Source organism: Amycolatopsis sp. lyj-112, assembly GCF_046549055.1.
In the GTDB taxonomy this organism is placed as follows: Bacteria; Actinomycetota; Actinomycetes; order Mycobacteriales; family Pseudonocardiaceae; genus Amycolatopsis.
This window is the reverse complement of record NZ_JAJPWS010000001.1, coordinates 827,970-843,732: the sequence shown is the minus strand read 5'-3', so window position 1 is coordinate 843,732 and position 15,763 is coordinate 827,970. Positions and strand designations below refer to the sequence as shown.

The window sequence follows — 15,763 nt, the reverse complement described above, 5'->3', positions numbered from 1 at the left end:
CTTCACGTACTTCTGGTGGCTTTTCGCTGGTTGGCGTTGAAGCGTGCCTTCTTCTGACGATTCCCGCACGTGTTCATGTCACACCATTTGCGGGTGCGGCTTTGGCTGGTGTCGAAGAAGGCGGCTTGGCAGGTCGGCGACGCGCACAAGGCCAATCTTCCGTCTCGTTCGCCCGCGATGATGCTGATCGCGTCGGCGGCGATCACGCTGAGGGCGTCTTCCACGCAGGAAGCCGAGCTGAGCCGCCATCGCCGCTCACCCTCGGGCGTCAGGATGGCCGCGGCCCGCCCCTGGGCGCTGCGGTCATTGATGACTTGGACAGCAGCCGCGGGGAGAGCGTCTTGGCTCGCGGCCGCTGTCGCGGCGGTGTGAATCGACTCCCTCAGTTCCCGGGCGAGGTCGAGCTGGGCGGTGGTGCAGGAGTCCACGGCGAGGCCGCTCACCGCCAGCCAGTCGACGAGCCGGTGCGGCGCGGGAATGCGCTCCACAGCTTCGCCACGACGCTCCGTCAGAGTCGCCGTGAAGCTGGTCGCCAGCACGCTACCGAGGCGGAAGTCAGGGAACTCAGGAGGCATGGAACCACCTTAGCCGGTTGCGCACAGGCGCGAAGGCCTGCTAGAACCGTCTTAGCCGGTTCCGCACTAGTCAGGAGGTCTCATGCCCCGCTCGACCAGCGACGTGCAAGCATTTGAAGCCCACGCGACCGACGCCGACCTCGACGATCTGCGCGCGCGATTGGCCGCGGCGCGGCTGCCGGAGGCCGAGACGGTCTATCGCGCCGGGCCCGACCCTCGCCGATGGGACCAGGGCGTTCCTCTCGCCGACCTCGTCGAGGTCGTGAACTACTGGCGCACCGGGTACGACTGGCGGTCGTTCGAAGAGCGCCTCGACCGGATCGGCCAGTTCCGCACGATCATCGATGGTCTGGGAATCCATTTCCTGCACCGCCGGTCCGCGCGCGCGGATGCCACTCCTCTGATCTTGACGCACGGCTGGCCAGGCAGCATCGCCGAGTTCATCGATGTGGTGGACGAGCTGGCAGATCCGAAAGACGCCGACGCGCCGGCGTTCCACGTCGTGGTCCCGTCGCTACCGGGCTTTGGTTACAGCGACAAGCCGGCCACCACCGGGTGGGGAACCGAAAAGATCGCGGCCGCCTGGGTGGAACTGATGGAAAGGCTCGGCTACAACAGGTTTCTAGCCCACGGCGGCGACTGGGGAGGCAACATCACCACGGTCCTCGGCGGCAGGTTCCCGGCGCACGTTCTCGGCATCCACACCACCTTCGCGGAGGGACTGCCCGGATCGACCACGGACGGGCTGACGGCGGTCGAGCGCGAGTGGACCGAGGAAACCCACGATTTCTGGCACCACCGCGCGGCGTACGCGAAGCAGCAAGCGACCCGGCCGCAGACCATCGGCTACTCGCTCGTCGACTCACCGGTCGGGCTTCTCGCCTGGATCCTCGACAAGTTCGCCGAGTGGACGGATACCGAAGACAGCCCGTTCGAGACGATTTCCCGGGACAGGATTCTCGACGACGTCACCCTCTATTGGCTGACGCGGACAGGCGCGTCGTCGGCCCGCATCTACTACGAAAGCCACAACTCGCTGGACCCCGGACTTCGGGTCGACGTCCCGTCGGCGATCACCATGTATCCCCGCGACATCGAGAAATATCCGCGCGCCTGGGCACAGGAGCGATACCGGCAGATCGTCCGATGGAGGGCACCCGAAATCGGAGGACATTTCCCGTCGCTGGAGGTTCCCGAGTATTTCGTCAAAGATCTGCGAGAGGGCCTCGCGGCAGTGCTGGCCGCCGGTCAAGCCGGGTAGATCACGTCCGTCGGGCGGGCGGACGGCGGACCGTCGAGCCGCCAGCCTTCGCCGTCACGCACGAACCGGTACCACCGCTCATCCTGACCGTAGCGCAGTTGCAGATCGCCCTGGGTGATCCGGTTCCGCCACGTCTTGGGCTCCCCCGGCAGGCCGGACTCGGCCAGATCGGCCCGGGCCTGCGCGAGCGGCGCCGGACCCGGCTTCCAGACGTCCCGGACCACCGCCATCCCGCCCCGGCCCGCCTCGCGCCAGGCCTGCGCCCAGACGGCCAGATCCCGCGCCGGGACCTGCGCGGCGTCGGCGAAATCGGCGACCTCGTCCACGCTCGCGGCCGCGGCCCGGCGAGCCAGGTCCTCCTCGAAGGACAACTCGACGGCGTGTTCGGGGCCCATGACCAGCAGTTCCCAGGCCCGCGCGGCGGCGTCGGCCGCGAGTTCCGCGAACGTGTCGCTGCTCCAGCCCGTGCGGTGCGGCGGGTCGACGTCGAGCACCGCGGGCGGGCCGACCGTGCCGGGGACGGCGAGCCGCGGTGGCAATGCGGCGATCCGGCGGGTGTAGGCGCGTTTCGGGTCCACGCCCGGAGCGGCCGGCGCGCGCACTCGCTTGCCCGGGGCCTTGGCGGGCGCTCGGCGGGCCCTCAGTTCGGCGAGCACGGCCTCGCGGGGACGGCCCCGAAGCAGGAACAGGACGAACGGATCGGCGTCGACCTCGTCCGCGACCAGGTAGTAGACCGCGGCGACGTGTTTGCACGGGTTGGCGCTGTCCGGGCACGAGCACTTCGGACGCAGATCACCCGGGCCGGGCAACAGGTCCGCACCGGTGGCCCGGGCGTCCTCGGCCAGTTCACCGGGCAACTCGCCGTCGAGCAGGGCGGCGACGTGCCCGAGCCGCGAGCCGACCATCCCGAGCAGGTTCTCCCACTGCTCCTCCGTGAACGCCCGCATGTGGATGGTCACCCGGTACGGGACGGCCCGGCTGCCCTGCACCCGGGCCGTCACCTCGCCCACGGCCACCGCCAGCTTGCTGACCGAGCCCTTGCGCGCGTACGTCCGGCCGCGCGGCAGCCGGTTCGGATCGAGCTTGGCGCGTTCCTCCAGTGCCTCGACCCACGCCGCGCCCCACCACGTGTTGCCGAAGGTCCGCCGCTTCCGCCGGGTCGCGCTGGGCATCAGGTGTCCCCGAGCCGGACGAGGTCGGCGATTTCGTCGTCGGACAGTTCGGTGATCCAGTTCTCGCCCGCGCCGATGACGGCGTCGGCGAGCCCGCGTTTGGTCTCCAGCATCTGGGCGATGCGCTCTTCCAGGGTGCCCTCGGCGATCAGCCGGTGCACCTGGACCGGCCTGTCCTGCCCGATCCGGTAGGCGCGGTCGGTCGCCTGGTCCTCGACAGCCGGGTTCCACCAGCGGTCGTAGTGGATCACGTGGGTGGCCTTGGTCAGGTTGAGCCCGACACCGCCCGCCTTGAGCGACAGCAGGAACACCGGCACCTCGCCCGCCTGGAAGCGGGCGACCATGTCCTCCCGGGCCTTCGGCGTGCTCGACCCGGACAGCAGCATCGTCGGCAGCCCGCGTTCGGCCAGCCGTTTCTCCAGCAGGCGGCACAGCTGGACGTACTGGCTGAACACGAGCACGCTGTCGCCCTCGTCGAGGACGACGTCGAGCAGTTCTTCGAAGGCGGCGAGCTTGCCGGAGCGGCCGTGCAGCACGCCGGGCTCCTTGAGGTACTGCGCCGGATGGTTGCAGATCTGCTTGAGCTCGGTGAGCAGTTTGAGCACCTGCCCGCGCCGCGCGACGCCGTCCAGCTCGCGGATCATCGCGAGGTTCTCGCGGACCACCGCTTCGTACAGCGTCGTCTGCTCGGCGGTGAGCGGGACGAACCGGTCGGTCTCGGTCTTACGCGGCAGTTCGGGTGCGATATCCGGGTCGGTCTTCTTGCGCCGCAACAGGAACGGCCGCACCGTCACGGCTAGCCGTTCGGTCGCGGCGGTGTCGCGGTCACGTTCGATCGGGCGGGCGACCTTGCGGCGGAACCCGTCCAGCGAGCCGAGCAGGCCCGGCGTCGTCCAGTCCACAATGGACCACAGCTCGGTGAGCCGGTTCTCCATCGGCGTGCCGGTCAGGGCGACCTTCGCGGCGGCCGGGATCTTCCGCAGTTCCTTCGCCGTCGCCGAAAGCGGGTTCTTGACGTGCTGCGCCTCGTCGGCGGCGATCATCCCCCAGTCCACTTCGGACAGTGTCTCGCGATCCCGGCGGAGGACGCCGTAGGTGGCGAGCACGACCTCGTCCGGGGCCACGTCTTCGAGATGCCGCCCGCCTCCGTGGAACCGGCGCACCGGGATGTCCGGCGCGAACCGGGCGAACTCGCGTTCCCAGTTGCCCAGCAAGGACGTCGGGCAGAGGACGAGCGTCGGGCCTTCCTCGCGCGGACGGCGATGCAGGTGCAGCGAAATGAGCTGGATCGTCTTGCCCAGCCCCATGTCGTCGGCCAGGCAGGCGCCGAGCCCGAGCCCGGTCATCGTCGCCATCCACGCCAGGCCGGCCCGCTGGTACGGCCGCAAGGTGGCCTTCAGGTCGGCGGGCTGCTCGATCTCTTCGGCAGCGCTGTCGCGGATCCGCTGGATCAGCCCCGTCAGCACCGAAGGCGCGGTGAACTCGACCTTCTCGCCGTCCAGTTCCAGTTCGCCGGTCAGCGCCGCGGCCAGTGCCTCCGCCCCGGACAGCTTCTTCGTGCGGTGGGCACGCACCTTCGCGATCAGGCGCGCGTCGACCTTGACCCACTTTCCGCGCAACCGCACCAACGGCCGTTTCGCCTCGGCGAGCGCGGTGACCTCGTCGTCGGTGAGGTCCTCGTCGCCGAGGCTCAGCCGCCAGCGGAACTGCAGCAGGCTCTTGAGCGTGAATTCGGGCCCCTTGACGCTGCCGGGCGCCTGCGTCGCGCTCGCCTTCGCCTTGAGCTCGCCCGCGAAGAGGTCCTTCGGCCACTGCACCTCGATGCCGGCGCCGCCCAACGCGGCGTCACCGTGCGTCAGCAGGTCGACGACCTCGTCGTAGTCCAGCGCCAGCTCGGTCGGGGCGGCCGACTGCAGCATGCGGCCGAGCGGCGCCCAGGCCCGGGCACCTCGCCGCAGGCCGAGCAGCAACTGCGTCTCGACCTGCTCGCCCATCCGCTCCAGCACCGCCTCCGGCGCGTCCCAGAGAGTCTCTGCCTCGACGATCAGGCTCGGGTCGGCAGCGCTCCGCACGGCCAGAACGGCGGCGAAGGCGGGCTCGACCTCGGGGGTCTCGCCCTCGTGCACCTCCATCCGCAGCACGAGATGCGCGCCTTGGGCCTGGCGGGCACTGAGTTCCGCGAGCCAGGCGGCACCATCCGGCCCGACCAGCGTCGGCTCGGCCGCCGCGAACGCCGGGCCACCGGCCGCGACGCTCGCCGCGGGCGTGCGGACCAGCACGTCCGCCGTCGCGTCCCAGAGCGCGCGGATCAGCGCCTCCGGCGAATGCAGCCGGATCCGTTTCAGCCCGGACAAGGGCAGCGCGTGCGCCTCGGGTGGCAACGCGGCGGCGAGCCCGCGCAGCATCTCCTCGTCGGCGACGTCGAGCGGGCCGACCCGCCACGAATCCACCCCGCCGGGGGAGGCCGCGGGCAGCAGACGGCCACGCGCGATGAGGTTCACGCCCGCTTCGACCGCGGCCGACCACGCGGCGATGGCCGGGCTCAGGTCGCCCTCGGCGGTCAGCAGCCGCGGAATCGCGCGCGACAACGGCACGAGTGCCGCGTCGACCTTCGTGCGCCGGAAGACCTTGTTCTCCTTGCCCGCCGGAAGCACGAGTTCGATCGCGGTGTCACCCGCCACGCCGTCTCCCCAGAGCGCCAGCACACCGTCCCGCGGGGGATCCGAGGGGACGAAGATGGCCTGGGTTCCTGTGTCGAACTCCACGACCCGCACGTTAGAGCACGGGACCGACAACCGGTGGGAGAAGGTGCCGTGAGCGGACCTGTCACGACCGTGGGAGCCCCAAAAGACGTTCGGCGGTCAGGGAGAGCAGCACCTGAGTGGTCCCGCCCGCGATGCTGAGGCACCGGGTCAGCAGGAACTCGTGCTGAGCCGGGTCGCCGTCCACGAGCGCGTTCTCTCCGAGGGCCTCCAGCGCGAACTCCGCCACCGTCTGCCGGTGCCGGACGCCCAGCAGTTTGCGCACGCTCGACTCGGCGCCCGGGTCTTGGCCGTCGAGCCGCCGCAGGGTCGCGCGCAGGTCCAGCACCGAACACGCGCTGCCCTCGGCGATCAGGCCGCCGAGAGCGTCGAGATCGGCATCGTTTCGCACGGTGGCGAGCAGGTTTTCGACGCCCTCCCCCACCGCCGAGCCGCTGCCGAGGGCGACCCGTTCGTTCGCCAGCGTCGTCCGCGCGAGCCGCCAGCCGCCGTCGATCTCCCCGACCACGTGGTCGTCGGGAACGAAGACGTCGTCGAGGAAGACCTCGTTGAAGACGGCGTCACCGGTGATCTCCCGCAGGGGACGCGTGCTGATCCCACCGGAGGTCATGTCGACGAGGAAGTAGGTGATGCCCTTGTGCTTCGGCACGTCCGGATCGGTGCGTGCCAGGCAGATCGCCCAATCGGCTTCACGCGCGAGCGAGGTCCATACCTTCTGGCCGTTGAGCGACCAGCCGCCGTCGACGCGGCGAGCCGTCGTACGCAGCGAAGCGAGGTCAGAGCCGGCTTCGGGCTCGCTGAACAGCTGACACCAGGTGATCTCGCCGCGCAGGGTGGGCGCGGCGAAGCGCTCGCACTGTTCCGGGGACCCGTGTTCGAGCAGCGTCGGCACGGCCCAGGCGCCGATCACCATGTCGGGACGCCGGACGCCGGCGTCGGCGAGCGCGGTGTCGATCCGCAGTTGCTCGGCGGCTGTCGCGCCGCGGCCGTACGGGGCGGGCCAGTGCGGGGCCAGCAGTCCCGCGTCGGCCAGTGCGACGCGTCGTCCCGGCTCCGGCAGCGCGGCGATTTCGCCGACCAGGTCACGGAGTTCGGCGTCCTCGCCGACGTCGACGCCCAGCGTCCGGCGGTCGCCGTTCAGGGAGAGTTCGGCGGCGCGGCGGCGCCAGCGGGACGAGCCGCCCAGCCACTGCCGCAACGCGAGCGCGCGGCGCAGGTAGAGGTGCGCGTCATGCTCCCAGGTGAATCCGATGCCGCCGAGGACCTGAATGCAGTCCTTCGCGTTGGCTACGGCCGCGTCGAGGGCGTACGCCGCCGCTGTCGCCGCGGCGAGGGGGTGCTGCGCCGGATCCTCGGCCGCCGTCGCCGCGTCCCACGCGAGGGCGTCGGTGGCCTCGGCCCGGCAGAGCATTTCCGCGCACAAGTGTTTGATCGCCTGGAAAGACCCGATAGGACGACCGAACTGCTCGCGCACCTTCGCGTACTCGACAGCGGTCCGGAGACACCATCGTGCGATCCCGGCGGCTTCGGCGGCACCGAGCGTGGCGGCATAGGCGTCGACCGGCAACGACTCGAAGACCGCTTCGGGCGTCACCTTCGTACAGCGCACCCGGCCGACCGGACGGGTGACGTCGAACGGGTCCTGCTGCTCGATGTCCACACCGGACGTCCCGGGCGGAATGAGCACGGAGACGTCGCCCGCGGGAACGAGCAGCCATGCCGACGGGTGAACGTCGAGCGCGGGTCCCGATTCGCCGTCGACGACCGAGCCGGAGACGGAGAAGCCCGAGCCGAGCACCACCGCCAGCCGTTCGGTGCCGTCGGCCAATCCGGGCAGGATCTCTTTGGCCGCTTGGGGAACCGTCGCGAGCAGCGCGCCGCCCAACGCCGTCCCGAGGACAGGGCCGGGCACGAGCGCTTCGGCCGCCTCGGCGAGTCCGGCGGCCAGATCGGCGATCGTTCCGCCCGCCCCGCCGACGTCCTCGGGGATGGCGACGCCGAACAGGCCGAGATCCGCCAATCCCGGCGGTGGCTCGGTGATCCGTCCGCTCCGGACGGCGTCGACCGGCCGGGCGGCGGCCGCCCACGCCCGGATCGACGCGGCCAGTGCCGTTTGTTCGTCGGTGATCGCGATCGACACGGGTGGACCTCCTCGCCGCTGTCCTGCGCAGACCTACCGGCGAGTGTAGAACGTGTTACAGTTTCTTGCCCAGTGGGTCGCGACTTGAACAGTTCCTCCGCTTAGGTACGCTACGCGGTGAAAGTGGAACAAGTTCCGAAGATCGGATTCGGGAGAGGGGGCGTGGCGATGCCAGGCAAGGCGAAGGCACCCACGGGTACCAAGGCGCGGAGCGGCAACGGCCTCTCGGCGCTGGGCGGCGAAGAACTCGGGTCCGCCGCGCAGCGCGACAGGCGCCGCCGCATCATCGACGCGACCCTCACACTCGCCGCGAAGGGCGGGTACGACGCGGTCCAGATGCGGGCGGTCGCCGAGAAGGCGGACGTCGCGCTCGGCACGCTGTACCGGTACTTCCCGTCGAAGATCCACCTGCTGGTTTCCGGGCTGGCCAGGGAATTCGAGCGGGCGCAAGAGAAACTCGAACGCGCCGCCATCCCCGGGGACACCGCGAGCGAGCGGCTGATGTTCGTCCTCGGCCGCAACACCCGGCTGATGCAGCGCGACCCGCACCTGACCGAGGCCATGGTCCGCGCGTTCATGTTCGCCGACACCACCGCGGCCGCCGAGGTCGAGCAGGTCGGGCGGCTGATGGAGAACATGTTCGCCAAGGCCATGGGCATCGAGGACCCGACCGAGGCCGACCGCGACATCTTCCACGTCATCGCCGACGTCTGGATGGCGAACCTGGTCGCCTGGGTGACGCGGCGCGCGTCGGCCGCCGACGTCGCGAACCGGCTCGAACTTTCCGTGCACCTGCTGCTGGACAAGAACGACTGAAGCTCCGGCCCGTCGTGCTATGAACGACTCGTTACTTGCGAATTTCGCAAGTAACGAGTCGTTCATAGCATTGCGCGAGCCTCAAGCAGTCAGCTTCGGCAGCACGTCCCGCCCGAAGGTCTCGATGAACTCGTCCTGGTTCCGGCCCACGTTGTGGACGTAGATCCGGTTGAATCCGGCGTCGACGTACTTCTGCAGCGCGGCACGGTGCACGTCCGGATCGGACGAGACGACCATGCGGCCCTCGAAGTCCTCACGCCGCACCAGTTTCGCCATCTGCGCGAAGTCGAACGGTGAGCGGATGTCGGCCTTCGGGAACTTCATCCCGCCGTTGGGCCACTGGTCCATCGCGTTGGTCCACGCCGTCTCGTCGTCCTCGGCCCACGACAGGTGCACCTGCAGCAGTTTCGGCATCGTGTCCGGGTCCTTGCCCGCCTTGCGCGCGCCGGTGCCGAAGTTCTCTAGGATGCCCGCCAGCTTGTCGATCGACGCGCCCGGCGTGATCAGGCCGTCCGCGAGTTCGCCGGTCTTGCGCGAGGTGTACGGGCCGGCCGAGGCGATGTAGATCGGCGGCGGCTCGTCCGGCAGTGTCCACAAGCGAGTGGTGTGCAGCTTGAAGAACTCGCCGCTGTGCTTGACGTCCTTGCCGGTGAACAGCTTCCGGATGACTTCGAGCGCCTCGAACATCCGTCGTACGCGCTCAGGAGCTTCGGGCCAGTAGCCGCCGATGATGTGCTCGTTGAGCGCTTCTCCGGAACCGATGCCGAGCCACGTCCGGCCCGGATAGGTCGCCTCCAGCGTCGCCGCGGCCTGCGCGACCATCGACGGGTGCAGCCGGAACGACGGGCAGGTCACGCCAGGCCCGAGGTCTCCGGTGGTGTTCTCCGCCAGCGAGGCGAGCACGCTCCACACGAAGGACGCTTCACCCTGTTGAGGGACCCACGGCTGGAAGTGGTCGGCGGCCATCTGGCCGGAGAACCCGTGCTGTTCACCCAGCGCGGCCAGCCGGATCGATTCGCGCGGGGAGAACTGCTCCAGCGCCGCCGCCAAGCCGATTTGAACCTCAGTCACGCTTGCTGCCCCTTCCGGAAGCTCTCGGCGACCTTCGCGTACTGGTCGAGTCGCTCCAGTGTCGCCGCTTCGGGCTCGGTCGGCAGGAAGAGCGTGGCCTCGTCGACGCCGCCTTCGACCAGCCTGCCCAGCGCGGCCTCTTCCGGAGTGGCACCGAAGGCCGAGAACTTGACGTCACTCCGGCCCTGGTCGGCCAGCCACTGACGCGCCTGGCGAAGTTCCTCCGGCGGCGTGTGGGCATGCGGGAGCCAGCCGTCGCCGTACTGGGCGATCCGCGCCATCGCCTTCTCCCCAGCACCGCCGATGTAGATCGGCGGATGCGGCTTCTGCACCGGCTTCGGCCACGCGAAGATCGGGTCGAAGTCGACGAACTTGCCGTGGAACTCGGCCTCGTCCTTGGTCCAGATCTCCTTCAGCGCGGCGAGCTGCTCGTCCACCAGTACGCCCCGCGTGCGCGGATCCGTGCCGTGATTGCGCATTTCCTCCCGGTTCCAGCCGACGCCGACCCCGAAGACGAACCGGCCTCGCGAAACCAGGTCCAGCGAAGCGACCTCTTTCGCCGTGTGGATGACGTCGCGCTGCTGCAGCAACGCGACGCCCGTCCCCAGCTTCAGGTCCGAGGTGGCCCCGGCCGCGGCCGTCAGCGCCACGAACGGGTCCAGCGTCCGGTAGTACACGCGCGGCAGGTCCCCGCCACCCGGATACGGCGTCTCCCGGCTGACCGGGATATGCGAGTGCTCCGCGATGTGCAGCGAGCTGAACCCGCGCTCTTCGGCTGCGGCCGCGAGGACGTCCGGCCTGATTCCTTCATCGGTGATGAAGGTGGCGATTCCGATTTCCATGTCCAGTAGCTACCCGAGCACGCCCCGCAATATTCCCGCGCCGCTAGACGTTGCGGCGGTACTGGCCCCCCACCTCGAAGAACGCCTCGGTGATCTGGCCGAGCGTGCAGACCCGCGCCGCGTCCATCAGCACGCCGAACAGGTTGCCGCCGCGGGTCGCCGCCTCGCGCAGCGTCTTGAGCGCGACCTGCGCCTCGGCGTGGTGCCGGTGCTGGAAGTCCTCCAGCCGGTTCAGCTGCGACACCTTCTCGTCCTCGGTCGCCCGCGCCAGCTCGACCTCGACGTCGTTCTCGCCGCTGTTCGGGTTGCGGAAGGTGTTGACCCCGACGATCGGCAGCGTGCCGTCGTGCTTCTGGCGTTCGTACAGGATGGACTCGTCCTGGATCTTGCCGCGCTGGTAGCCGGTCTCCATCGCGCCCAGCACGCCGCCGCGCTCGGAGATCCGGTCGAACTCCAGCAGAACGGCCTCTTCGACCAGCTCGGTCAGCTCGTCGATGATGAACGAACCCTGCAACGGGTTCTCGTTCTTCGACAGGCCCCATTCCTTGTTGATGATCATCTGGATGGCCATCGCGCGCCGCACCGAGCTCTCCGACGGCGTCGTGATCGCCTCGTCGAAGGCGTTGGTGTGCAAGGAGTTCGCGTTGTCGTACAGCGCGCACAGCGCCTGCAGCGTGGTCCGGATGTCGTTGAAGCTCATCTCCTGCGCGTGCAGCGAACGCCCGGAGGTCTGCACGTGGTACTTGAGCTTCTGCGAACGCTCGTTCGCGCCGTAGCGCTCGCGCATCGCGACGGCCCAGATCCGCCGCGCGACCCGGCCCAGCACCGAATACTCGGCGTCCATCCCGTTGGAGAAGAAGAACGACAGGTTCGGCGCGAAGTCGTCGATGCTCATCCCGCGCGCGAGGTAGCTCTCGACGTAGGTGAAGCCGTTCGACAGCGTGAAGGCCAGCTGCGAGATCGGGTTCGCCCCGGCCTCGGCGATGTGATAGCCGGAGATCGACACCGAGTAGAAGTTCCGGACGCCGTGCTCGATGAACCATTCCTGGATGTCGGCCATCATGCGCAGGCTGAACTCGGTGGAGAAGATGCAGGTGTTCTGCCCCTGGTCCTCCTTGAGGATGTCCGCCTGCACGGTGCCTCGGACGTTGCGCAGTGCCCACTCGCGCAGTTCGGCGGCCTCGGCCTCGGACGGCTCGCGGCCGTGTTCGGCCTTGAACGCCTCGACGCGCTGGTCGATCGCGGTGTTGAGGAAGAACGCGAGGATCGTCGGCGCCGGACCGTTGATCGTCATCGACACCGACGTGCTCGGCGACGTCAGGTCGAAGCCGTCGTAGAGCACCTCCATGTCCTCGAGCGACGCGATGGAGACGCCGGAGGTGCCGACCTTGCCGTAGATGTCGGGGCGGGTGTGCGGGTCGTGCCCGTAGAGCGTGACGGAGTCGAACGCGGTCGAAAGGCGTTTGGCGTCGGAATCCGCCGACAGCAGCTTGAACCGTTTGTTGGTACGGAAGGGATCGCCCTCGCCGGCGAACATCCGCGCCGGGTCCTCACCCTCGCGCTTGAACGGGAAGACGCCCGCGGTGTAGGGGAAGTATCCGGGCAGGTGTTCGCGGCGCAGGAAGGAGAACAGCTCGCCGGACTCGGTGTAGCGCGGCAGCGCCACCCGCGGGATCCGGTTGCCCGACAGTGTTTCGCGCCAGAGCTGGGTGTGCAGTTCCTTGTCGCGGATCTTCACGATAAGTTCGTCGGCCCGGTAGGAGTCGGCGAGTTCGGCGAAGCGCGCCAGCAGGTTCGTCGACTCACCGTCCACATCGGACTCGGCGGCGGCGAGCAGCCCGTCGAGCGCGTCGGTGCTCGCGTCGACGGCGGCCAGCGCCTCCTTGGCGACGGCGAGGTGCTCGTGCTTGCGGAGCGCGGCGACCTGCTGCTCGGTCTTGCCGTGGTAGCCGCGGACGGTGTCGGAGATCTCCGCCAGGTAGCGGGACCGGTTGGCCGGGATGATCGTGCTGGCGTCGGTGGACACCTTGCCCACGACCTTCGGCAGCACGCCGGGCGAGACGACCAGGCCGCGCTCGGCCAGGGTGTCGCGCAGGTGCTGGTAGAGCGCGGTGACGCCGTCGTCGTTGAATTTCGCCGCGCTGGTCCCGTAAACCGGCATGTCCTCGGGCGGGGAGCTGAACGCCTCGCGGTTGCGCACGAGCTGGCGCGCGACGTCGCGACGGGCGTCCTCGGCGCCGCGGCGCTCGAACTTGTTGATCGCCACCGCGTCGGCGAAGTCGAGCATGTCGATCTTCTCCAGCTGCGACGCCGCGCCGAACTCCGGCGTCATGACGTACAGCGACTGGTCCACGTAGTCGACGATGCCGGCGTCACCCTGGCCGATACCCGGGGTCTCGACGATCACCAGGTCGAAACCCGCGGCCTTGCAGGCGAGGATCGACTCGGAAAGCCCGGTCGGGATCTCGCCGCTGGTGGTCCGGGTGGCCAGCGACCGGAAGTAGACCGGGCTGCCGTCGAGGCAGTTCATCCGGATCCGGTCGCCGAGCAGCGCTCCCCCGCCCTTGCGACGCGACGGGTCGACGGCCAGCACGGCGATGCGGAGCTTGTCCTCCTGGTCGAGCCGGAACCGGCGGATCAGCTCATCGGTGAGCGACGACTTGCCGGAACCACCCGTTCCGGTGATGCCCAGCACCGGCGTCGTCCGCGCCTTGGCGGCCTCGGTGATCGCGACGAGCCATTCCTGCGGCAACGCCTCGCGCTGAAGCTGGGTGATGACGCGGGACAGCGCCGGGATGTCACCCGAAAGCAGTTTGTCGATCGAACCGGGCGACTGCGCGGACAGGTCCGTGTCGCAGGCCTTGATCATCAGGTTGATCATGCCCGGGAGGCCCATCTCGTAGCCGTCCTCGGGCGAGAAGATGCGCGCGACGCCGCGCGAATGCAGCAGGTCGATCTCCTCGCGGACGATGACGCCGCCGCCACCACCGAACACCTTGATGTGCCCGGCGCCGCGCTCGTTCAGCAGCTCGACCAGGTAGCTGAAGTACTCGACGTGCCCGCCCTGGTAGGCGCTGATGGCCACACCCTGCACGTCCTCGGCGATGGCCGCGGTGGCGACCTCGTCGACCGACCGGTTGTGCCCGAGGTGCACGACCTCCGCGCCCTGCGACTGCAGGATCCGCCGCATGATGTTGATGGACGCGTCGTGCCCGTCGAAGAGGCTCGACGCCGTCACGAAGCGAACTGGGTTCACGGGTCGGTGCAGGTCGCTGCTCATCTCTCCAAAATACTAGGACTTCCGACTATTTTAAACCCATCCACTCATGTGATGGCGGCCTCATCCCGGCTTGACAGATCAACGGGGACCAGTATATTCAACCTAACGGTTAATCAACTGAGTGATTGAGTATCGATGACCACTGATCAACTCAGCGCCACGTTCGCCGCACTGGCGGACCCCACCCGGCGAGCCATCCTGGCGCGGCTGGCCACCGGCGAGGCCGGCGTCAACGAGCTGGCCGAGCCCTTTTCCGTCAGCCTCCAGGCCATCTCCAAGCACCTGAAGGTCCTCGAACGCGCCGGCCTGATCACCCGGAGCCGGAACGCGCAATGGCGGCCCTGCCGCATCGAGGCCGCCCCGCTCGGCGACGTCGCCGAGTGGGTCGAGCAGTACCGGCGGTTCTGGGAAGGCGGCTTCGACCGCATGGAACGGCACCTGGCAGAACTCCAGAAAGACCGCACGGACGACTGAGATCGGAGAGAGAAATGACCATCGCACTCCCGGAGATCGTCTCGCAAGACCAGTGGCAAGTCGCGCGAGACGCGTTGCTGGTCAAGGAAAAGGAACTCACCAAGGCCGCGGACGCGATCGCCGCCGAACGCCGTCGCCTGCCGATGGTCCGCTACGACGGCAAGTACGAATTCGACGGACCGCAGGGCAGGGTCACGCTGCTGGACCTGTTCGAAGGACGACGTCAGCTGATCGTCTACCACTTCATGCTCGCCCCCGGGCAAAAGGCGGGCTGCCCCGGCTGCTCGATGATCGTGGACAACATCGGTCACCTCGCCCACCTGCACGCCCGCGACACCACGCTGTACGTCGTCGCGCCGGCGACACTGCCCGAGATCGAGCGGTACAAGGAGCGGATGGGCTGGACGGTCCCCTGGGTCTCGACCGACGGCAGCGACTTCAACCCCGACTGCGGCATCGACGGCGGATTCGGCGTCAGCGTCTTCCTGCGCGACGGCGACGACGTGTTCCGGACCTACTTCACCACCGATCGCGGCGGCGACCAGCTGCTGGGGACGCTGCGCTACCTGGACCTGACGCCGCTCGGGCGGCAGGAGGCTTGGGAGGAGTCGGGGCAGGGCACCGACGGCCCGGGTGACTGGTGGAAGCGGCACGACGAGTACTGAGGCTCCGCACCACCGCCTTTAGAGGACTACTTGCGAAAAGAGATGTCCGGAGGCGTGTCGAGAACCTTCCGGCGGCTCCGACCCTTCGATATCCGGCGCCCGAAAGCGGGCGCCATACCGAAGAGGGATCACCGCCATGCGCAAGTTCGTCTACTTCGTCCACACCTCGCTCGACGGCCACATCGAGGGCCCGAACGGCGAATTCGACTGGCCGAAGATGGGTCCCGAGCTGTCCGAGCACTCGCAGGAACTGATCGAGCGTGCCGACACGTTCGTCTACGGGCGGCGAGTCTGGGAAATGATGTCGTCGTTCTGGCCGCAGGCCGAGTCGATCTCGGACGACCCGCATGACCTGCGGTTCGCCCCGGTCTGGCGGGAGACGCCGAAGATCGTCTTCTCGCGGACGCTGGAGAAGGCGGACTGGAACACCGAGGTGGTCGACGGCGACCTCGCCGAACGCGTCGCCGAACTCAAGCGCAGGCCCGGCAAGGACCTGCTGCTCATGGGCGGCGCCGAGCTGGCCACCGCGCTCGCCGACCGTGGCTTGATCGACGAGATCCACGTCGTCGTGCACCCGGTGGTGCTCGGCGGCGGCAAGCAGGTGTTCCCGGGCGGCGTCCGGACGGACCTACGGCTGACCGGCACGCGCACGCTCGACGAGCGTGCCGTGCTGCTCACCTACGACGCGGTGTGAAACGACGCGGT

General features: G+C 68.9%; 12 protein-coding genes. 5 read left to right on the top strand and 7 right to left on the bottom strand.

The features are described 5' to 3' along the window. Positions 1 to 2: 2 nt before the first annotated feature. Positions 3 to 575 carry a CGNR zinc finger domain-containing protein gene (locus ACLJRL_RS04030; protein ID WP_410654609.1) on the bottom strand — a complete coding sequence of 191 codons (573 nt, stop codon included), beginning with the start codon at positions 573 to 575 and terminating at the stop codon, positions 3 to 5. Positions 576 to 657: 82 nt separating this feature from the next. Between ACLJRL_RS04030 and ACLJRL_RS04025 the strand changes: the two genes are divergently transcribed. Next, positions 658 to 1,836 (top strand): epoxide hydrolase family protein, encoded by a 1,179-nt coding sequence (locus ACLJRL_RS04025; protein ID WP_410654608.1) that lies wholly within the window; start codon positions 658 to 660, stop codon positions 1,834 to 1,836. On the opposite strand, the gene ACLJRL_RS04020 is transcribed toward ACLJRL_RS04025, so the two are convergent. From ACLJRL_RS04020 to ACLJRL_RS04010, 3 genes are read right to left on the bottom strand one after another with little or no spacing between them, the layout of a single operon-like run. Continuing rightward, on the bottom strand, positions 1,824 to 3,008 hold the full coding sequence (locus tag ACLJRL_RS04020; protein ID WP_410654607.1) for an SWIM zinc finger family protein: 1,185 nt from the start codon (positions 3,006 to 3,008) through the stop codon (positions 1,824 to 1,826). The two genes, ACLJRL_RS04025 and ACLJRL_RS04020, sit on opposite strands and share 13 nt — an antisense overlap. After that, positions 3,008 to 5,782: a DEAD/DEAH box helicase gene (locus ACLJRL_RS04015; protein WP_410654606.1), complete on the bottom strand. Its 2,775-nt coding sequence runs from the start codon at positions 5,780 to 5,782 to the stop codon at positions 3,008 to 3,010. The genes ACLJRL_RS04020 and ACLJRL_RS04015 overlap by 1 nt, the downstream gene beginning before the upstream one ends. Positions 5,783 to 5,834: 52 nt before the next feature. Next, positions 5,835 to 7,910, bottom strand: coding sequence for an acyl-CoA dehydrogenase family protein (locus ACLJRL_RS04010; RefSeq protein WP_410654605.1), 2,076 nt, complete (start codon positions 7,908 to 7,910; stop codon positions 5,835 to 5,837). A 168-nt stretch (positions 7,911 to 8,078) separates the two neighbouring features. On the opposite strand from ACLJRL_RS04010, the gene kstR reads away from it, so the two are divergent. Beyond that, positions 8,079 to 8,726, top strand: a complete 648-nt coding sequence (gene kstR / locus ACLJRL_RS04005; protein WP_410655154.1) for a cholesterol catabolism transcriptional regulator KstR — start codon at positions 8,079 to 8,081, stop codon at positions 8,724 to 8,726. Positions 8,727 to 8,807: 81 nt separating this feature from the next. Here kstR and ACLJRL_RS04000 read toward each other — a convergent pair whose 3' ends face one another. From ACLJRL_RS04000 to icmF, 3 genes are read right to left on the bottom strand one after another with little or no spacing between them, the layout of a single operon-like run. Beyond that, positions 8,808 to 9,797, bottom strand: coding sequence for a TIGR03557 family F420-dependent LLM class oxidoreductase (locus ACLJRL_RS04000; RefSeq protein WP_410654604.1), 990 nt, complete (start codon positions 9,795 to 9,797; stop codon positions 8,808 to 8,810). Further along, entirely contained in the window at positions 9,794 to 10,639 is an 846-nt protein-coding gene (locus ACLJRL_RS03995; RefSeq protein WP_410654603.1) for an LLM class F420-dependent oxidoreductase, read from the bottom strand. Before ACLJRL_RS03995 ends, ACLJRL_RS04000 begins: the two co-directional genes overlap by 4 nt. Before the next feature lie 43 nt (positions 10,640 to 10,682). Further along, positions 10,683 to 13,919, bottom strand: a complete 3,237-nt coding sequence (gene icmF, locus ACLJRL_RS03990; protein ID WP_410654602.1) for a fused isobutyryl-CoA mutase/GTPase IcmF — start codon at positions 13,917 to 13,919, stop codon at positions 10,683 to 10,685. Positions 13,920 to 14,054: 135 nt separating this feature from the next. On the opposite strand from icmF, the gene ACLJRL_RS03985 reads away from it, so the two are divergent. The 3 genes from ACLJRL_RS03985 to ACLJRL_RS03975 all read left to right on the top strand — a co-directional run bounded on the left by ACLJRL_RS03985 (position 14,055) and on the right by ACLJRL_RS03975 (position 15,752). After that, positions 14,055 to 14,393 (top strand): ArsR/SmtB family transcription factor, encoded by a 339-nt coding sequence (locus tag ACLJRL_RS03985; protein WP_410654601.1) that lies wholly within the window; start codon positions 14,055 to 14,057, stop codon positions 14,391 to 14,393. Positions 14,394 to 14,407: 14 nt separating this feature from the next. Further along, a complete protein-coding gene (locus ACLJRL_RS03980; RefSeq protein WP_410654600.1) occupies positions 14,408 to 15,058 on the top strand; it encodes a DUF899 domain-containing protein in 651 nt (216 codons plus the stop codon). 136 nt (positions 15,059 to 15,194) lie between these two features. Further along, on the top strand, positions 15,195 to 15,752 hold the full coding sequence (locus tag ACLJRL_RS03975; protein ID WP_410654599.1) for a dihydrofolate reductase family protein: 558 nt from the start codon (positions 15,195 to 15,197) through the stop codon (positions 15,750 to 15,752). Positions 15,753 to 15,763: the final 11 nt, after the last annotated feature.